Origin of the sequence: Actinoallomurus sp. CA-142502 (genome assembly GCF_050936355.1) — a bacterium.
Lineage (GTDB): Bacteria > Actinomycetota > Actinomycetes > Streptosporangiales > Streptosporangiaceae > Actinoallomurus > Actinoallomurus iriomotensis.
Genome location: NZ_JBNJMY010000001.1, coordinates 1,926,039 through 1,943,901 on the forward strand (window position 1 = coordinate 1,926,039; position 17,863 = coordinate 1,943,901).

At 72.1% G+C, this 17,863-nt stretch carries 16 protein-coding genes; 9 read left to right on the forward strand and 7 right to left on the reverse strand.

Annotation, left to right across the window (positions count from 1 at the left end):
- Nucleotides 1–309: 309 nt before the first annotated feature.
- Together ACQEV1_RS09425 and ACQEV1_RS09430 are read right to left on the reverse strand one after the other, a co-directional pair.
- Nucleotides 310–1,599: a HAMP domain-containing sensor histidine kinase gene (locus ACQEV1_RS09425; RefSeq protein ID WP_285620891.1), complete on the reverse strand. Its 1,290-nt coding sequence runs from the start codon at nt 1,597–1,599 to the stop codon at nt 310–312.
- 18 nt (nt 1,600–1,617) lie between these two features.
- Nucleotides 1,618–2,298: a response regulator transcription factor gene (locus ACQEV1_RS09430; protein ID WP_433393097.1), complete on the reverse strand. Its 681-nt coding sequence runs from the start codon at nt 2,296–2,298 to the stop codon at nt 1,618–1,620.
- A gap of 31 nt (nt 2,299–2,329) precedes the next feature.
- Between ACQEV1_RS09430 and ACQEV1_RS09435 the strand changes: the two genes are divergently transcribed.
- The 3 genes from ACQEV1_RS09435 to ACQEV1_RS09445 are packed head-to-tail and all read left to right on the forward strand — an operon-like array spanning nt 2,330 to nt 4,391.
- Nucleotides 2,330–2,785: a hypothetical protein gene (locus ACQEV1_RS09435; protein ID WP_285620890.1), complete on the forward strand. Its 456-nt coding sequence runs from the start codon at nt 2,330–2,332 to the stop codon at nt 2,783–2,785.
- 57 nt (nt 2,786–2,842) lie between these two features.
- Nucleotides 2,843–3,616, forward strand: coding sequence for an SDR family NAD(P)-dependent oxidoreductase (locus ACQEV1_RS09440; RefSeq protein WP_285568102.1), 774 nt, complete (start codon nt 2,843–2,845; stop codon nt 3,614–3,616).
- A gap of 10 nt (nt 3,617–3,626) precedes the next feature.
- The gene (locus ACQEV1_RS09445) at nt 3,627–4,391 is read left to right on the forward strand and encodes a crotonase/enoyl-CoA hydratase family protein (protein WP_433393100.1); all 765 of its coding nucleotides are present in this window, start codon (nt 3,627–3,629) and stop codon (nt 4,389–4,391) included.
- Nucleotides 4,392–4,428: 37 nt separating this feature from the next.
- Here ACQEV1_RS09445 and ACQEV1_RS09450 read toward each other — a convergent pair whose 3' ends face one another.
- Entirely contained in the window at nt 4,429–5,232 is an 804-nt protein-coding gene (locus ACQEV1_RS09450; RefSeq protein ID WP_285620885.1) for an oxygenase MpaB family protein, read from the reverse strand.
- 98 nt (nt 5,233–5,330) lie between these two features.
- Between ACQEV1_RS09450 and arfB the strand changes: the two genes are divergently transcribed.
- Nucleotides 5,331–5,759 carry an alternative ribosome rescue aminoacyl-tRNA hydrolase ArfB gene (gene arfB / locus ACQEV1_RS09455; RefSeq protein WP_285568109.1) on the forward strand — a complete coding sequence of 143 codons (429 nt, stop codon included), beginning with the start codon at nt 5,331–5,333 and terminating at the stop codon, nt 5,757–5,759.
- A gap of 3 nt (nt 5,760–5,762) precedes the next feature.
- On the opposite strand, the gene def is transcribed toward arfB, so the two are convergent.
- Together def and ACQEV1_RS09465 are read right to left on the reverse strand one after the other, a co-directional pair.
- Nucleotides 5,763–6,305, reverse strand: a complete 543-nt coding sequence (gene def, locus ACQEV1_RS09460) for a peptide deformylase (protein ID WP_285620883.1) — start codon at nt 6,303–6,305, stop codon at nt 5,763–5,765.
- Between the two features lie 91 nt (nt 6,306–6,396).
- Nucleotides 6,397–7,344, reverse strand: coding sequence for a DivIVA domain-containing protein (locus tag ACQEV1_RS09465; protein ID WP_433393103.1), 948 nt, complete (start codon nt 7,342–7,344; stop codon nt 6,397–6,399).
- 262 nt (nt 7,345–7,606) lie between these two features.
- Here ACQEV1_RS09465 and ACQEV1_RS09470 point away from each other — a divergent pair, with 262 nt between their 5' ends.
- The 3 genes from ACQEV1_RS09470 (at nt 7,607) to ACQEV1_RS09480 (ending at nt 14,783) form a co-directional block, all read left to right on the forward strand.
- Complete coding sequence (locus ACQEV1_RS09470) at nt 7,607–8,134, forward strand: gamma carbonic anhydrase family protein (RefSeq protein WP_433393105.1); 528 nt, start codon at nt 7,607–7,609, stop codon at nt 8,132–8,134.
- Nucleotides 8,135–8,183: 49 nt separating this feature from the next.
- Complete coding sequence (locus tag ACQEV1_RS09475) at nt 8,184–14,402, forward strand: hypothetical protein (RefSeq protein WP_433393107.1); 6,219 nt, start codon at nt 8,184–8,186, stop codon at nt 14,400–14,402.
- A 210-nt stretch (nt 14,403–14,612) separates the two neighbouring features.
- Entirely contained in the window at nt 14,613–14,783 is a 171-nt protein-coding gene (locus ACQEV1_RS09480; RefSeq protein WP_285568121.1) for a hypothetical protein, read from the forward strand.
- 73 nt (nt 14,784–14,856) lie between these two features.
- On the opposite strand, the gene ACQEV1_RS09485 is transcribed toward ACQEV1_RS09480, so the two are convergent.
- Nucleotides 14,857–15,138: a metal-sensitive transcriptional regulator gene (locus ACQEV1_RS09485; protein ID WP_285568123.1), complete on the reverse strand. Its 282-nt coding sequence runs from the start codon at nt 15,136–15,138 to the stop codon at nt 14,857–14,859.
- 222 nt (nt 15,139–15,360) lie between these two features.
- Between ACQEV1_RS09485 and ACQEV1_RS09490 the strand changes: the two genes are divergently transcribed.
- Entirely contained in the window at nt 15,361–15,978 is a 618-nt protein-coding gene (locus ACQEV1_RS09490; protein ID WP_285620872.1) for a DUF47 domain-containing protein, read from the forward strand.
- A gap of 46 nt (nt 15,979–16,024) precedes the next feature.
- Nucleotides 16,025–17,023 carry an inorganic phosphate transporter gene (locus tag ACQEV1_RS09495; protein WP_285620871.1) on the forward strand — a complete coding sequence of 333 codons (999 nt, stop codon included), beginning with the start codon at nt 16,025–16,027 and terminating at the stop codon, nt 17,021–17,023.
- Between the two features lie 62 nt (nt 17,024–17,085).
- On the opposite strand, the gene pstB is transcribed toward ACQEV1_RS09495, so the two are convergent.
- Nucleotides 17,086–17,862, reverse strand: a complete 777-nt coding sequence (gene pstB / locus ACQEV1_RS09500) for a phosphate ABC transporter ATP-binding protein PstB (RefSeq protein WP_285568126.1) — start codon at nt 17,860–17,862, stop codon at nt 17,086–17,088.
- Nucleotide 17,863: the final 1 nt, after the last annotated feature.

A 17,863-nucleotide genomic window follows, 5' to 3' on the forward strand; every position in this document is an offset into this window, starting at 1 on the left:
TCACGAGCGGGCGTTAAAGGGGGCGGGCCGTGCGTGGGTCAGCGCACGGCCCGCCCCGGGGGCGGTATCCGGGTTGGCTCGGAAGCCGGCGAGGGATCGCGTACGGCCCGGAGGGGGTCACTGTGAGGTGCGTCGGCGATGACGCGGCGAACGCTCTGGCGGGTGAGCGTTGCCCTGGGGGGAGTTCATCGCCGACGCACCTCCCCGGATGTGAACGCCCTTGTGAACGGTCTTCACGTTAGGGCCGTCGGCGGCCTTCGCCCGCGTGCTTAAGCGTCCCTTAAGGAGGACCTAAGCGAGAGATCGGGCTCACCGCCGTCGCGCGCCCGCCGCCGGGAGCCAGACCTGGATCTGGGCGCCGCCGAGTGTCGAGCGGTCGATGCGCACGTCACCGCCCGCCGCGTTGGCCATGCGGCGGGCGATGTCGAGGCCGAGCCCGGTGGAGCCGCCGCCGCTGGCGCCCCGGCGCAGGGCCGTGTCGGAGTCGTCGATCCCCGGGCCGGCGTCGGCGACGAGGATGGCGACCCGGCCGACGCCCTCATACAGCGTCACCACGAACGCCGTGCCCTGCGGCGTGTGGCGGAACACGTTGCCGAGCAGGGAGTCCAGCACGGCGCTGAGCTCGGTCCGGGCGACCGGGACCGGGACCGGGTGCTCGGCGCCGACCAGGTCGCAGTCGCGGTTCTGGTCCTCGGCCAGGGCCGACCAGAAGGCCATCCGGTCGCGCAGGACCTCGGCGGCGTCGCACAGCGCGCGCTGCTGCTTCGGCCTACGCGCCGCGCCGATGATCCGGTCCACCTCCTCCTCCAGGCGCTGCACCGCGAGGCGGGTCTGCTCGGCCGCCGGCTCGTCGCCGAGGGCGGCGGCGTTCAGGCGCATCGCGGTGAGCGGGGTGCGCAGCCGGTGGGACAGGTCGGCGACCAGCTCGCGTTCGGCGGCGAGCAGCGCCTCGACCCGGTCGGCCATGGTGTTGAAGGCGCGGCCCGCCTCACGCAGCTCGGGTGGCCCCTGCGGGTCGATCCGGGTCCGCAGGTCTCCGCCGCCGAGGATGGTGGCCGCCTTGGCGAGGATGCGCGCCGAGCCGACGACGCGGGCGGCCAGGCGGTCGGCGACCACGACGGACCCGACGACGAGCGCGGCCGCCACGCCGCTGAGCACGATCCAGGCCGATCGCACCCCGCGTGTCAGGTCCTCCTTCGGCAGGTACACCTCGACCACCGTCGTACGGCCGTGGTCCAGGGCGACCGGCTGGAGCAGCACGTACCCGCCGGCCGCGCGCGCCGAGAACGACCGCCCCCGCGCCATGGCGGTCTGCAGGTCCACCAGGTGCGCGTGCGTGGTGCCGATGGTGGGGCGGCCGGGCAGGTGCACGGCCACCCGGCCGGCCTCTCCGGCCTGGATGCTCGCGACCGCGCGTTCGACCGCGGCACGGTCCGTGGAGATGGCCAGCGCGGGGGCGAGCGAGCCCGCCTGCCGTTCGGCGTCGGCGAGCGCGCGGTCGCGGGCGATCTCCCGCACCATGAGCCCGAGCGGTACGAGGAAGGCGAGCGCGACCATCGACGTGACGGCGGCCGAAACCAGCGCGAGTGACCGTCTCATCCGATACTCGTCACGGGCTCATCCGGGCGGCAGCAGCTTCACGCCGACACCACGGACGGTGTGCAGGTAGCGGGGCTGGGACGCGGTCTCGCCGAGCTTGCGGCGCAGCCACGACAGGTGGACGTCGATCGTCTGGTCGTCGCCGTACGACTGGCGCCAGACCTCGGTGAGCAGCTCACGCCGGGGCACCACCTGACCGGCGCGGAACGCCAGGTGCGCGAGCAGGTCGAACTCGCGGCGGGTCAGGTCGAGCGGCGCGCCGTCCAGGAACGCCTCGCGCGCCTCGAGGTCGATGCGCAGCCCGCCCACCTGGCAGGTACGCGGGGGAGCGGACCGGCCACGGGCACGGCGCAGGACGGCGGACAGCCGGGCGATCAGGTGTTCGGGGGAGAAGGGCTTGACGAGATAGTCGTCGGCGCCCGCGTTGAGCAGCCGTACGATCTCGGTCTCGTCGTCGCGGGCGGTCGCCACGACCACGGGGACGTCGGAGACCGCGCGCAGCATCTTCAGCGCCTCGGCCCCGTCCAGATCCGGTAATCCCAGGTCGAGGACCACGACGTCGGGCGCGTCCTGCGACACCTCGCGCAGGGCGTCGAGTGCCGTGCTCGCGCTGCGGACGGTGTGGGAGCGCTCGGTGAGCTCACGAATGAGTGCAGAGCGTACGAACTGGTCGTCCTCGACGACTAGTACATTCGCCATATTCCGTAGCCTAAGGGGCATCATGGCACCCGTGCGGCGTGTGATGACCTATGTGACCGTCTGGGTCGGGGCGACCACGCTCGCCATGCTGCTCGTCTGGTTCGGTGCCCGCCCGGTGCTGCACAACGCGGTCTTCGGTGAACCGCCGGCGGCCCGGCCCCTCGTCGGCGAGCAGCCCCCGGTGCGTCCGCCGCCGTCGGCGAGCGCCGCGCCGCCCGCCGACTCCTCCACCGTCGCGACGCCGTCGCCGAGCGCCTCACCGACGCCGCGCGACCGTACCTATGTCGTCCACGGGGGCAAGGTCGTGCTGTCGGTGACGGCGACGACGGCGCGTCTCGTCTCCGCCACCCCGAACCCCGGGTACGAGATGCGGACCTGGCACGGCGACGGCTGGCTGCGGGTCGACTTCACCAAGGGATTCCGGGCCTCCAGCCTGTTCGCGACCTGGAACGGCCACGCCCCGGACGTGCGCGTCCTCGGCGGCTGAACCAAGTGACCGACGTCACCAGAATACGGTTCGGTCGGCTCCGGTAACCTCCTGCTCATGGATGTCAACGGAGCTGCAGCCATCGTCACCGGCGGCGCGAGCGGGCTGGGTGAGGCCACCGCCCGCGACCTGGCCGAACATGGCGCGAAGGTAGTCATCGCCGACCTCAACGAGGACCGCGGCAAGGCCATCGCCGACGAGATCGGCGGAGTGTTCGTCAAGGTGGACGTCTCCGACGAGGCCCAGGTGCAGGCCGCCGTCGACGCCGCCGTCGCCACCGGTGCGCCGCTGCGCGTCGTGGTGAACAGCGCCGGCATCGGGTGGGCGTCGCGGACCGTCGGCCGGGACGGCTCGCCGCACGACCTCGCGTCGTACCAGAAGGTCATCGCGGTGAACCTCATCGGCACCTTCAACGGCATGCGCCTCGGCGCCGCGGCGATCGCCAAGACCGAGCCGCTCGACGAGTTCAACACTCGTGGCGTGGTCATCAACACCGCGTCCGTCGCCGGTCTCGAGGGCCAGACCGGGCAGGTCGCCTACTCCGCCTCCAAGGGCGGCATCATCGGCATGACCGTGCCCGCCGCACGCGACCTCGCCGCCATCGGCGTCCGCGTGAACACCATCTGCCCGGGCATCATCGACACGCCGATCTACGGGCAGGGCGAGCAGGCCGAGGAGTTCAAGAAGAAGCTCGCCGCGCCGGTGGTGTTCCCCAAGCGCATGGGCAAGGCGTCGGAGTTCGCGCACCTGGTGCGCTCGCTGGTCGAGAACGACTACGTCAACGCCGAGACCATCCGCTTCGACGGCGGTATCCGCTTCCAGCCCAAGTGAGGTCCGCGCCATGTCGGATGCAGTTCTGACCGAGGTCGGCGACGGCGTCGCCGTCATCACGATCAACCGCCCCGAGGCCAGGAACGCCGTCAACGGCGCGGTCGCCAAGGGCATCGCGGGCGCGCTCGACGAGCTCGACGCGCGCAAGGACGTGTCCGTTCTGGTGCTGACCGGCGCGGGCGGCACGTTCAGCGCCGGCATGGACCTCAAAGGCTTCCTGGCCGGAGACAGCCCGCTCGCCGAGGGTCGTGGTTTCGGCGGCATCGTCGAGCGCCCGCCGGCCAAACCGATCATCGCCGCCGTCGAGGGGTACGCCCTGGCGGGCGGGTTCGAGCTGGCCCTGGCGTGCGACCTGATCGTCGCGTCCTCGGAGGCGAAGTTCGGGCTCCCGGAGGTCAAGCGCGGCCTCGTCGCCGGCGCCGGCGGCCTGCTCCGCCTTCCGCGGCGGATCCCGTACCACGCCGCCATGGAGCTCGCGCTGAGCGGCGACCACTATCCGGCGGCCCGCCTGGCCGAGCTCGGCCTGGTCAACCGGATCGCGGAGCCGGGCGAGGCCCTGTCCGCGGCGCGCGAGCTGGCCGCCAGGATCGCTGAGAACGCGCCACTCGCCCTCGCGGCCACCAAACGCGTCATCGTCGAGTCGCCCGACTGGGACGGCGCGGAGCAGTTCGCGAAGCAGGGCGAGATCATCAACCCGGTGTTCGGGTCCAAGGACGCGATGGAGGGCGCCGCCGCGTTCGCGGAGAAGCGCCGTCCGTCCTGGTCCGGCGAGTAATTCTCACTTCCTGAGGGCGGTCCCTTCCGGGCCGCCCTCAGGCGTTCTTCGACATACGCCGGCGCAGGTCCCTCAGGTAGTAGTCGCGCGGGAAGGTGCGGACGCGCAGCGGCAGGCGTGGATAGGCGAGCCGCAGGGCGGCCATGAGGAGACGGAAACGGGCCCGCCGCGCCCGGTCCCAGCGCCAGCCGTACTGGCGGCGGATCGGCTCGGGCATCAGCCCGACGGTGATGATGCGGATGGCGGCGAGGCCGGGCTCGTTCAGCACGCCGCCCCGCAGGCTCGGATGCAGCACCTGCCGGGCGATGGCCCGTGAGGCGTCGCTGATCTCCAGGGACGCGAGCGTCTTGGCGTAGTACTCCCGGAAGTCCCGGTACGTCGCCGGCATCATGGCGTACGGGCAGCCGAGGATGGTCGCGTAGACCTTGGTCTGCTCGTAGTAGGCCGCCCGCTCGTCGTCGGAGAGCCGGCGGAAGAGCAGTTCGTACGCGTGCACGGCCGTGGCGAACAGCGTCGCGGCCACCCACACCTGAAGCTCCGGGTCGCCGGCCGTGTAGCCGGGGCCGGTGACCCGGTCGTGCATGCTCCGCACGATCCGGCTGAGCCGCTCGGCCTCGGTACGGGTGCCGAAGCCGACCGCGTACACCCACTGCATGGTGCCGCGCAGGCGGCCGAGTGGGTCCTCGGCGGTGTAGCTGTGGTCGAAGACGCCCTGGGCGATCTTCGGATGGGCGGTCTGGAGCAGGGAGGCCGCGCCGCCGGCCGCGATGAGGAACCCCTCACGGCCGATCACGCGGATCAGGTCGTCGTCGTGGAAGAGACCGGCGTCGTCGGGGTCCATGGCCTCATTGTAAGTAACCACTTGCTTGAGTCGCCAGAGCGTGCAGGGACGGTAAAACCAGACGACATCCGGGTCGCGGACTGGGGATAATCGACGCTATGTCCGGTCCAGTACGTGTGCGCGGCTCGGTGGTGATCCCCGACTCCGAGTTGAGCTGGCGTTTCTCGCGTTCGTCGGGGCCGGGCGGGCAGCACGTCAACACGAGCGACACCGCCGTCGAGCTGTCCTTCAACGTGGCCGGCTCGGACGCGCTGCCGCCGACGTACAAGGAACGAGCGCTGGACCGCCTCCGCGGCCGGCTGGTGGGCGGAGTGCTCACGGTCCGCGCGGAGGAGCACCGCTCGCAGCTGCGCAACCGCGAGGCGGCCAAGCTGCGGCTGGCGGCGCTGCTCACCGAGGCGACCGCCCCGCCGCCGAAGACCCGCCGCCCGACCAAACCGAGTCGTCGGGTACAGGCCCGCCGCCTGGAGAACAAACGCCGCCGAGGCGACCTCAAACGCGGCCGCTCGGGCCGCTTCGACGACTGAGTCTCAAGAGTTCCAGGTGGCCTGGCGTACGGCGCGCAGCGCCTCCTTGCGGGTGGCGCCCTTGAGCGTGTCGACGTACAGCTGGCCCTTGAGGTGGCCGGACTCGTGCTGGAGGCAGCGTGCGAAGTAGCCGGTGCCCTCGATCCGCAGCGGCTCGCCCGTCAGGTCCACGCCCTCGACCACGGCGTGCGCGTGCCGCGGGGTGGCGAACCGCAGGCCGGGCAGCGACAGGCAGCCCTCATCCTCGTCGAGCAGGTCGCCGTCGGCGGTGACGAGCGTGGGGTTGACCACGTGCCCGACGTGCCGCCGTCCGGTGTCGTCGGCGCAGTCGTAGACGAAGACCTGGAGCGACACCCCGATCTGGTTCGCCGCGAGACCGGCGCCGTCGGCGGCGTACATCGAGGCGAACATGTCGTCGATCAGCCGCTTCAGGTCGGCGTCGAACGTCGTGACCTTGTCACACTCGGCGCGTAGCACGGGATCGCCCATGTAGCGGATCGGGCGCACCGTGCCCGCGCCCGGGCGGCGACGTCGTTCAGCTCCCACGGAACCAAGACTCTAGTGCGCCCGGGGCGCGAACGCCGAACAAGCGATCACCCCGGCGGCCGGGCGGCCACCGGGGTGATGTCGGGGTCGTTCACTCGGCCGGCTCGCCGGCCGGCGGCATCGGGAGCACGTGCGGCGGCTCCGGCGGGGGAGCCTGCGGCATCGCGTGCGCGCCCTGCGGCTGGCCGTGTGCCTGCGCCTGCGGCGGTGCAGGCGGCGGGAACGACGGCTGCGGAGCCTGGGGGTGCTGTCCCTGTCCCTGTGCCTGTGCCTGGGCCTGAGCCTGGGTGCGGGGGGCGTCGGGCTGCTGGTCCGGGCGCTCCTGCCGGTCGCGGCGGGGAGCCTGCGCGATCTCCTCGACCATCTTCTCCAGCGGGCCGGCGTTCTCCTCCGCGCGCAGCAGCACCGAGAGGGTCTCACTGATCTCGCTGAGCCGTCCCAGCGCCTGCGAGTGGTGCCGGGTCAGCTGGGTCAGCCGCTCCGTGGCGTCCTCGTTGATGGCCGACGAGCGGCGCTCGGCGCTCGTCAGGGTGCGCTCGGCCTCGTTGCGGGTGTCGAGGAGCAGCTTGTCGGCCTCCTGCTTGGCGCTCGACCGGATCCGCTCGGCCTCCTGCTTGGCCGCCGTCATCATGTGGTTGGCGTTGTCCTGCGCCTGGGCGATGGTCCGCTCGGACTTGCCCTGGGCCTCGTCGACGACGCGCTTGGCCTCTCTCTCGGCGTCCTGGCGGATCTGGTTGACCTTCTGGTCGGCGTCACCCAGCTTCGACTGAGCCTCTTCCTCCGCCAGGTTGATGATCTGGCGCAGGCGTTCGCTGAGGTCGTCACCGGTGGGCCGGCGGCTCTCGCGGACCTCGGCCATCTCGCGGCGGGTGCGCTCGACCTCGTCGAGGGCCCGGGACAGCCGTGCTTCGAGCTCGCGGATCTGGTTACGAGTGCGGGCGATGTATTCGTCGACCTGGCGGCGGTTGTAGCCGCGCATGACGATCTCGAACGACTCCTCCCGGAGGAGGTTTGGCAGGATCTCGGCTTCGTTGCTCATAGGCCCAAGGGGTTGAAGGTAGGTCTCGGACGACTCTCGACGCTTCTATCCCTTCGCGCAAGGGGAACGCGGCGTCTGGTAAGAATCGGTGACACTCCGTTGTCGCGCGGCGGGAGTTTGCAGACGATTTATATCGCCAAATGACCGTTTCAGGTGGAAGAACTCGTCCATCCGCAGGCAATGTTTCGGTCGAACCGCTGCGCCGTCCGCCGCCGGGGGTGGACCGCCGGGCCTTCCCCGGTCGCTTCTAGACTCGTCGATCGTGGCTGACTTCTTCCTTGGTGCGCTCGGCGAACACGAACCGAAGATCCACCCGGAGGCGTGGGTCGCGCCCGGCGCGGCCGTCGTCGGCCGCGTGACGCTCGGGGCGCGCGCCAACGTCTGGTACGGCTCGGTGCTGCGCGGCGAGGACGAGGAGATCGTCGTCGGCGAGGAGTGCAACATCCAGGACCTGTCCTGCCTGCACGCCGACCCCGGCGAGCCCGCGGTGCTCGAAGACCGGGTGAGCCTCGGGCACAAGGCGATGGTGCACGGCGCGCACATCGAGACCGGGTCGCTCATCGGAATCGGCGCGATCGTGCTCGGCGGCGCGCGGATCGGCGCCGGCTCGCTGGTCGCCGCGGGCGCGGTCGTACCCCCCGGAAAGACCATCCCCGCCGGGGTCCTCGTCGCCGGCGTACCAGGCAAGGTCGTACGGGAGCTGACCGACGACGACCGTGCCGTGCTCGCCTACACGCCCGGCGCGTACGTCGAGAAGGCCCGGCTCCACCGCGAGGCGCGCTGGATCTGAGTTTTGCTCGTGATCGCCTTCACGCTGGTGGTCCGTTTACCATTGCGTGATGGTCTGGGGGCAGGCATATGGGGATGTTCCCTCGTCCGCCGCACAGGATCCCTTCGCGGTGGCCGAGCGGGACACCCGTGCCATGGTGTCCTCCGGATGGTGGTCCGGCACGCCGCCGCAGCAGCGCCAGCACCTCATCGCCGGCCGCATGCTCGCCCTCCCCGACGGTTCGTGGTGGATCTTCGGCGCCTGGGGCCGCTGGTACCGCCTGACCCCCGCCGACGCCCAGTGGCACCTCTGCCCGCCGCCGCAGCTGGCGATGACCCGCAGGTCCGCGCGCCCGCTCCAGCAGGGCATGCCCGTGCCCCCGGTCCCCCCGCACGTCGTCCCGACCGGCCCCGACCTCGCGTACGCGCCACCGCCCGCGCTGGCCTTCGTTGACGCCGGCATCCGGCCCGAGGTCACCTCCCGCGTACGCGCCATCGTCGAGTCGGCCGCCGCCCTCCCGACGCACGACTACCCGCACTGGTGGGGGCTGTTCTCCTCCGGCGTCCCAAGCACGGTCGCCGTCACCTGGGGCGTCATGCTGTGGTGCGCCACCGCACCGGTGTTCGACGCGCGCATCGACGCGCAACTGCTCAGCCTGTGGTCGTCCCACCGCACGCGGCCGCTGCCGGACATCGACGGCCCACGCTGGCTGACCCCGCCGCCGCTGGAGGCGCTGGTCGGCCTCTACACCGAGCGGCTGCGCTCGGGTCGCGTCGACGCGGCCGTGGTCATCCTCCGCACGATGTGGGCGATGGCGGGCGCGCTGCGCGAGGACTCACGGTTCCAGGCGCGCGCCGACGCCCTCATCGCGATGCTCGGCGTGACCCTGCAGAACCCCACGGTCGACTACGGCGCCCTGTCGTACGGTGACCAGGCCGTCGTCCAGCAGTGGCTCACCCGCTGCCCGCCGGCCCTGGCCCCCGCCCTGCGCGTCGAGGCGTCGACCGGCGAACACTTCCGCAACAGCTACTACGACCTCGCGCTCGCGGTCACCCCGATCGCCGGCGACCCGGGCTCGCGCGGCTACGTCGAACCCCGGCTGATCGCCGCCGCCCTGCTCGCCGCCGACCTCGCGGTCGTGCGTCAGGACGTCTCCGGCCAGGTGATCGGCTGGCTCGACCCGCAGGTCAGCGATGCGATGCGGGCGATGCTGATCCAGCGGGACCATCCGCTCCGCCCGTTCTGGCCCGAGGGCGACCGGCTGCCCCGGTCGCTGCGCGACGGCATCGAGGCCGCCGAACCGGCCGTACGCGGGGCGCTCCTCGCCACCATGTACGCCGCGGACCTCGCGTGGTGCCGGCTCGGGGGAGGCATCCCGGCACGACCGCGCGGCTTCCCGTCCTCGGTGGCGATCCTGGCCGAGATCATCGGCCCGAGCCGCGCCACGTCGGCGACCGCGTCCGAGCCGGTCTCCCACACGCCGGGCATCGCGCCGCTGGCCCACCAGTACCCCTCGAACCCGGGCGCGTCACCGCAGACGCCGGGCGTACCCCTGGCCCAGCAGCCTCCGACCGGCCCGCCGGGCCAGGCCCCGGCCTGGACGCCCCCTGCGCCGGGTGGGGGCGCGGCGGGGGCGCCGCCGGCCACGGAGGCATGGGACGCCGCCCAGCCATGGCCCGCCGACCCCGGCCGCGAGACCCCGAAGTCCGGCCCGCCGGCCACCGAGGCGTGGCAGGGAGCGTCGGGTCTCCCCGCGAACACACCACCCCGGACCGAGGCCTGGCCGGGCACGGATCCTGCACCGGCGTCACCACCGGGAACGGCCGGCGGCGAGACACCGTCCAGCCCCCCGCCGACCGAGGCATGGTCCGCCACCGAAGGCGCGGACCCGCACCCGGCCGCACCTGAGCGGTACGGACCCGGCGCCCAACCGCTCCCTCCACGAACGCAGGCCTGGCCAGGCACGGATCCCGCCGGGAAACCATCCCCACCTCCGGCGACGCAGGCGTGGCCGGGTACGGATCCGGGTTCGGGCGGGGCTTCTGGCGGCGCGGGGAAGGCGGGTTCGCCCCCGGCGACGCAGGCATGGCCGGGTACGGACCCCGGTTCGGATCGCCGTCCCGGTGGCGTGGGTGAGGTGGGTTCGCCTCCGGCGACGCAGGCGTGGCCGGGTGCGGACCCCGGTTCGGATCGCCGTCCCGGCGGCGCGGGTGAGGTGGGTTCGCCTCCGGCGACGCAGGCATGGCCGGGTACGGATCCGGGTTCGGGCCAGGGTTCCGGCGGCGCGGGGAAGGCGGGTTCGCCCCCGGCCACCCAGGCGTGGCCGGGTGCTGACCCGGGTTCGGGCGCAGGTCAGGGTTTTGGCGGTGTGGGGTCGCCTCCGACGACACAGGCGGACGTGGGCACCGATCCCGGTTCGGGCGTGGGTCTCGGTCCTGCCGGTCGGGGAGAGACGGCTCCGGCGGGGGAGGTCGGGCACGGCTCCGGTTCGGAGTCGAGAGAGGCCGGGACGGTCCCGCCGGCGACGCTGGTGGAGCCGGTTTCGGATGATTCCGGTTCGGGTCCGGCGGCCGCCCAGGGAACCGGCGCGGACACACCCGCGCCGCCGCCCGCCACTCAGGCATGGCCGGGAACAGGCGATGAACACGCCGGTGCGTCCGGTACGGAAGCCCGGTCCCCTGATCCGGCCGCTTCCACCTCATCGACCGAGCCCAGCGAGGAGCCGCCACCAGCGGGCGGCCTGACTCCACCCCACGCGGCGCAGGCCTGGCCGTCGACCGAAGACGCGACGGGAGGCCCACCACCTGCCCCCCAGGCACGGCCCGGCGGGCACACGGCCGCCTCCACGTCCGAACTGAACGCGGAAGGCGCCGACGGCGGTGCGTCTGCTTCCTCGTCCGCGTCGGAGGCGGGCACGGGTGGGGCTGCGGTAGGTGGGTCGGGCGTGTCCTCGGCTCCGGCGGGGCCGGGCGTGGGCGCGGACGGTTCGGGGTCCCCGCGTGCCTCGCGGGCGCAGATCGAGGGTGCTGATGGCGGTGCGCCGGTGTCCCCGCGCGCTTCGGAGGCGGGGACGGGTGGGGCTGCGGTAGGTGGGTCGGGCGTGTCCTCGGCTCCGGCGGGGCCGGGTGCGGGCGTGGACGGTTCGGCGTCGGAGGCCGTGGGCGCCGGCGGTCCGGCGTCCCTGTCTGCCACGCAGGCGGATGAGGGAAGCGCGTCGGAGCCACTCGCCGGAGCGCCGAACGCGGCCGGTGAGGGCTCTGGACCGCAGGGAGGTGCGACCTCCGGCGGAGGGGACGCGAACGGCCTGACCTCGTCCGCCGCGCGGCCGGACACGGGTGAACACCAGGCTGAGGCATCGGGACGGCCCGCCACGCGAGCGTGGTCGGGCGGCGATGGTGACGGTTCCGGGGCGCAGGCCGGTGTGGCCGGGGGAGATGGCGGTGTGGGCGGTGGTTCGTCGTCTTCTGCCGTGGCGTGGTCGGGCGGCGACAGTGGTGGTTCGGGATCGCAGGCTGGGGAGGTCGGAGGGGATGAGGACTCGGGAGGCCTTACCTCGCCTTCGGCGGCGGACGTGTCCCCAGGCGAGGGCGGGGCTTCTGCCGGTGGTTCCGACGGGACGTCGGTGCCCGCCGTACAGTCCGGGGCGGGAGAGGACGGCGTAGGCGGAACACCGCCTGCGGCACAGGCCGGAACGGGCGAAAGTGCGACGGGGCCTGGCGCGCCGATCGCCGGGCGGCCTATGGCCGAGGGTGTGTCCGCGGAGTCGCCGCGAGACCAGGCCGGCGTGGAGGATTCCGACGCCGGCGGTGGCTCGGCCGTGGCCGCCGAGCAGGCAGGCGCCGGTGGGGGAGACGAGGGCTCGCCGTCCAGGGTCCGGACGTCTTCCCACGCCGAGGGGATCGGCGGCGGCCACTCGCCGACCGCCGCCCCCGACTCGGGAAACCGAGCGGGGCAGACCGGGTCTCCCTCGTCCGATGACTCGGCCGTCGCGCCGGAAGAGGCGCGTACCGAGAGTGGCTCTCCTGCCGCCGGTGCCGTTGGCGTCGACCGGGCGAGCGACGACTCCGACCCCGGCGACGACACCGCCGAAGACGCCTCCGATGCCCCTTCTGGCGCCCGTATCGCGTCGTCTGCCTCCGACGACGCCTCCGTTGCCCAGCCCGGCGTCTCCGAAGCCGCTGCTGCGCAGGCGGGCGTCCCCGCCGCTCAGGCCGGTGGGGACCAGGGCGCTCCCGCGGCGAGTTCCGGTCCCTTCGCGGGCGGTGCGTTCCACAATCAGACGATCGCGGATCCCATCGCCTTTCAGTACCTGGGCGACGACGCCACCGTCGTGGACGCCGAAGGCGAGGACGACACCGTCGACGACCGGGCCCTCGGCGTCACGATGATGGACTCGCTCGAAGAGCACGTGAACCACGCGACCAGCCTGGACGCGCTCGAGCAGGCCAAGAACGCCACCTACCTCGACTGGATCACCGGTACCCGGGCCGACGCCGGGTCCATCCCCATCGTCCTGCCGCCCACGCCCGTGCCTCCCGGGCCGCCGCGTACCCGCATGATCGAGCAGCAGGACCCCCAGCCGCCCGAACGGCCCGGGACCCGCATCATGTCCGAGGCCGACCTGTTCGGCAGCGCGCCGATGCCCGAGCGTCCCGTCGAGCAGATCGCCCCGCCGCCGCCTCCCGCACCGATGCCGAAGGTGGCCGAGCGGTTCGGCATCCGGTTCCTGTGCGGGGCGGACGACGCGACCGAGCTGTTCGACGGGCTGCACCGCCGCGGACAGCAGCCCGGACAGCAGCCTGGACAGCGCCTGGCGCTCCTCATCGTCGGCGAGCCGCACACCGGGCAGCGGCGGCTGACCCGGCTCGTCGCCCGTTCGCTCGCCGGCGCCGGGGTGGGTGACGGCTCGGTTCGTACGGCCGACGGCTCGGAGCTGCGGGGCGACCACGTGACGGCGGTGACCGCGATCCTGCGCGGGGCCGGGCCTCCGCTGCTGTTCGAGCGGTTGGACCGGGCCGTCCTGGACGCCGCCGACCCCGCGAGGGTCGTGGCCGCGGTCACCGGCGCGCGGGAGAACAAGGCGGCGCTCATCGCCACCTGTGACCCCGCCTCGTACGCGCGGCTGCCCGCCGAGCTGACCCGCGTCTTCCAGGTCTTCCGGCTGCCCGACCTGACGAACATCCAGGCCCGGATGGCCCTGCTGCACGTCCTGGCCGACGAGCGGCGGGTGACGATCACCGCGGCCGGGCTGGACGTCGTACGGGGGGACCTGACGCGGCTCACCGGCCATGGCGACCTCGTCGGCGCCCGGCTCGTCGAGGCGTACCTCGACCGGGCGGTCGCCCGGCACATCGACCGGGCCGGCGCCCCGCGCGACCGGATGGTCCTCGTGCCGGTCGACTTCGTCGGCGTGGCGGAGGAGATCGAGCCGGCGCTCCGGCCGCCCCGCGACGTGGACGGCTACCTGCGCGGGCTGGAGGAGATGGTCGGGCTGGACGAGGTCAAGCGGACCGTCGGCGGCCTGGTCGCCGAGGCGCGCGTGGCCGCCGGCCGGGGCGTGCGCGGGCACGGCGGCCCCGGCCGTCATCTGGTCTTCCTCGGCCGGCCGGGCACCGGGAAGGCGACCGTCGCCGGGCTGATCGGAGGCATCTACGCGGCGCTGAACCTCCTGGACACCGGGCAGCTCGTCGTGCGCGGCGCGCGCGACCTCGCCGGCGGCGACACGGCGGCCAAGGTCGTGGCGTCGGTGGACCAGGCCACGGGCGGCGTGCTGTTCATCGAGGACGCCCACCTGCTGGCCCACCTGCCGGCCGCGGTGGAGCACCTGTCGCGTCTCATGGCGGAGCGGCGCGACAGGTTCATGGTCATCTGCGCGAGCCCGCCGGGCGAGATGGAGGACTTCCTGCGGGCCAACCCCGGTTTCCGGGCGGAGTTCGGAGCGATCGTGGAGTTCGGTGAGCCGACCGAGCGGCAGCTCGTGCAGCTGTTCTCCCGGCTGGCCGAGCGCGACCTCTACATGCTCGACGAAGAGCTGCGGGTGGAGCTGATCGACCGGTTCGCGGGCATGCGGAGGTACCCGGAGTTCGCCTTCGCCGACACCGTGCGCCGCCTGTTCGACCAGATCGTCGCCCGTCAGGCGGCGCGGCTCGCGGGGTCGCGGGTCGACCCGGCGGCGGTGGCGCGGCTGACCGTGGGCGACCTGCCGGAGGCGCAGGCCGGGCAGCTGCTGCACGAGTTGCACCTCGACCGGCGCCGGCCCCCTCACCCGCGGCCTCCTGGAGGCGTCTGACGTCCCGCGTGTTCTGACCGTGGCCGTCCACGAGATCGTCGGTACGGGCGGCTGGAGCACGCCGTACGGGTCGCCGGGGCCGGTTTGGAGGAGAACCATGCGACTAGACCATGGGGACCACTCGGGAGATGGCCGCCGAATGGCCCTCTTGGGTCATGTCCCGATCCGCAGGTGACGCGTAGCCTCGATGGCAGGTGGGGACGAGCGGAGGTGGACGCGGTGCGTCAAGCAAATGTGGATCTGCGCGTCCACGACCGGGTCGCGCTTGATGAGATCGAGCTCTACTCCGAGATGCTCAGTGCCGTCGCTTCGGCCGAGCGGCCGCTGACGGTCGACGAGATCGACATGGTGCTCGGGATCGGTCACACAGCCCAGTCGTGAGATCCGCCGTGGCCGGATGCCTCCGTGGGGGCGCGGAGGCGGCCACGGCGACCAGTGTGAAGTGTGACGTTTTTCACGAACGAACGAGCCGGGCGATCGCGGCCGAGGCCTCTTTGACCTTCGCGTCCGCCTCGGGGCCGCCCTCGTCGATGGCTTGAGCCACGCAGTGACCGAGGTGGTCCTCGAGCAGTCCGAGCGCGACCGACTGGAGCGCGCGGGTCACCGCCGAAACCTGCGTCAGCACGTCGATGCAGTACTCATCCTCGGCGACCATGCGCTGTAGACCACGCACCTGACCCTCGATCCGCCGTAGCCGGGTGAGGTAGGCGTCCTTGTCCTTCGCGTAGCCGTGCATGAGGCGCAGGGTATACCCCTATGGGGTAACTGGCAACAGACCGTTTGATTCGACACTATTTCGGGTAAAGCAGGGCGGGCACGATCAGTGATCACCCCGGACCAGGATGAACGTGTCCGTCCGGAGGGGCCGATGCTCGGTAGCGTGGGGGCGAAGGTTCGCTTTCCCGCTGGTTAGCCGTAGCATCCTCTCCGGACTGTTCCCGCACTTCAGGAGAAGGACGTGCGATTCCGACTCACGCCGCGTGAGGACAGCTACTACGACATGTTCGCGGACTCCGCGAACAATCTGGTCACCGGCGCCAGGTTGCTCGTGGAGCTCATCAGCGACGGCGGCAACCGTGAGGGGATCGCGGAGAAGATGCGCGCCTGCGAGCACGCGGGCGACGAATTCACTCACGCGATCATGCGCAGGCTCAACGAGAGCTTCATCACGCCCTTCGACCGAGAGGACATCTACCGGCTCGCGTCGTCGCTCGACGACGTCATGGACTTCATGGAGGCGGCGGCCGACCTCGTGGTGCTCTACAAGATCGATGAGCTGCCCGGCGAGGTCGTCGACCAGGTCGAGGTGCTCGAACGCGCCGCCGAACTCACCGCCGAGGCGATGCCGCGCCTGCGCGGCATGAAGAACCTCAGCGAGTACTGGATCGAGATCAACCGTCTCGAGAACCAGGGCGACCAGGTCTACCGCCGCCTTCTCGCCGAGCTGTTCGGCGGCGAGTACGACGCGCTGACCGTCCTGAAATTCAAGGAGGTCGTCGACCAGCTCGAGGCGGCGGCCGACGCATTCGAGAAGGTGGCCAACACCGTCGAGTCCATCGCGGTCAAGGAATCGTGACCGCGCGCCGGGCCGACGCGGCCATCGCAGGGAAGGACGCGCGAGAGTGGAGTTGACCGCCCTCATCGTCGTGGTCGCCATCGCGTTGTTCTTCAACTACACCAACGGCTTCCACGACGCGGCGAACGCCATCGCCACCTCGGTCTCCACCCGCGCGCTGACCCCGCGCGCGGCGCTGGCGATGGCCGCCGTGATGAACCTCGTCGGCGCGTTCCTGGGCACGGGCGTGGCCAAGACCGTCGGCAGCGGCATCATCGATCCGCCGAAGGACCTGCACGGCCTCACGATCGTCGCCGCGGCGCTGATCGGCGCGATCGTGTGGAACCTCATCACCTGGTACTTCGGCCTGCCGTCCTCGTCCACCCACGGGCTGGTCGGCGGGCTGATCGGCGCCGCGCTCGCGGCGCACGGCAGCGTCCTGTGGATGGACGTGCTGAAGAAGGTCGTCCTGTGGATGGTCCTGTCGCCGGTGATCGGCCTGATCCTCGGCTACCTGGTGATGACCGGCTTCCTGTGGATCTTCCGTAACTCCTACCCGGGCCGGGTCGGCCGCCGTTTCCGCATCGCCCAGTCGCTGAGCGCGGCGGCGATGGCGCTCGGGCACGGCCTCCAGGACGCGCAGAAGACCATGGGCATCATCGTCCTCGCCATGGTCACCACGGGTTACCAGGACGCCGCCGACTCCCACGTGCCGGTCTGGGTAATCCTGGTCTGCGCGGCGGTGCTGTCCCTCGGCACGTACGCCGGCGGCTGGCGGATCATGCGGACGCTCGGCCGGCGGGTCATCGAGCTCGATCCCCCGAAGGGGTTCGCGGCCGAGGCCACCGCGGCGAGCGTCCTGTACGCCACGGCGTTCATCTGGCAGGCGCCGGTCTCCACGACCCACACGATCACCGCGGCCATCATGGGCGTCGGCTCCACGAAGCGGCTCTCGGCGGTGCGCTGGGGCGTCGCCGGCAACATCGTGGTGGCCTGGGTCCTGACCATTCCGGCGGCCGGCATCGTCGCGGCCGCCGCGTACGGGATCATCAGCCTCTTCCACTGACGCGTACGCCGGTGTCCGGACGGTGCCCCCGCTCCGTCCGGACACTCCTGTCCCCGCGAACGTCACCCGAAGCGGCCGGTGATGTAGTCCTCCGTGGCCTTCTCGCCCGGGTTCGTGAAGATCTTGTTCGTGTCGTCGATCTCGACCAGGCGGCCCGGCTGACCCTGGCCGGCCAGGTTGAAGAACCCGGTCCGGTCGCTCACCCGCGCGGCCTGCTGCATGTTGTGCGTGACGATGACGATCGTGTACTGGTCCTTGAGCGACGCGATCAGGTCCTCGACGGCGAGGGTGGAGATCGGGTCGAGCGCCGAGCAGGGCTCGTCCATGAGCAGCACCTGCGGCTCGACCGCGATCGCCCGTGCGATGCAGAGCCGCTGCTGCTGACCGCCGGACAGGCCCGCGCCGGGCCGGTTCAGGCGGTCCTTGACCTCGTTCCACAGGTTCGCGCCGCGCAGCGACTTCTCCACGATCTCGCCGAGCCGGTTGCGGCCGCGGACGCCGTTCAGCTTCAGGCCGGCCGCGACGTTGTCGAAGATCGACATCGTGGGGAACGGGTTCGGCCGCTGGAAGACCATGCCGACCGCGCGCCGGACCGCGACCGGGTCCACGTCCGAGCCGTACAGGTTGAGGTCGTCGAGCATCACCTTGCCCTCGACCCGCGCCCCGGGGATCACCTCGTGCATGCGGTTCAGCGTGCGCAGCAGTGTCGACTTGCCGCACCCGGAGGGGCCGATGAACGCGGTCACGGAGCGGGGTTCGATCGTCATCGAGATGTCCTCGATGGCCCGGGTCTTGCCGTAGTAGGCGTTCAGCCCGGAGATCTCGATCCGCTTGGCCATG

Bases quoted from the DNA above. Each gene is read 5' to 3' on its own strand.
- ACQEV1_RS09425 (WP_285620891.1), bottom strand. From the start codon at position 1,599: ATGAGACGGTCACTCGCGCTGGTTTCGGCCGCCGTCACGTCGATGGTC.
- ACQEV1_RS09430 (WP_433393097.1), bottom strand. From the start codon at position 2,298: ATGGCGAATGTACTAGTCGTCGAGGACGACCAGTTCGTACGCTCTGCA.
- ACQEV1_RS09440 (WP_285568102.1), top strand. From the start codon at position 2,843: ATGGATGTCAACGGAGCTGCAGCCATCGTCACCGGCGGCGCGAGCGGG.
- ACQEV1_RS09445 (WP_433393100.1), top strand. From the start codon at position 3,627: ATGTCGGATGCAGTTCTGACCGAGGTCGGCGACGGCGTCGCCGTCATC.
- ACQEV1_RS09450 (WP_285620885.1), bottom strand. From the start codon at position 5,232: ATGGACCCCGACGACGCCGGTCTCTTCCACGACGACGACCTGATCCGC.
- arfB (WP_285568109.1), top strand. From the start codon at position 5,331: ATGTCCGGTCCAGTACGTGTGCGCGGCTCGGTGGTGATCCCCGACTCC.
- ACQEV1_RS09465 (WP_433393103.1), bottom strand. From the start codon at position 7,344: ATGAGCAACGAAGCCGAGATCCTGCCAAACCTCCTCCGGGAGGAGTCG.
- ACQEV1_RS09475 (WP_433393107.1), top strand. From the start codon at position 8,184: ATGGTCTGGGGGCAGGCATATGGGGATGTTCCCTCGTCCGCCGCACAG.
- ACQEV1_RS09485 (WP_285568123.1), bottom strand. From the start codon at position 15,138: ATGCACGGCTACGCGAAGGACAAGGACGCCTACCTCACCCGGCTACGG.
- pstB (WP_285568126.1), bottom strand. From the start codon at position 17,862: ATGGCCAAGCGGATCGAGATCTCCGGGCTGAACGCCTACTACGGCAAG.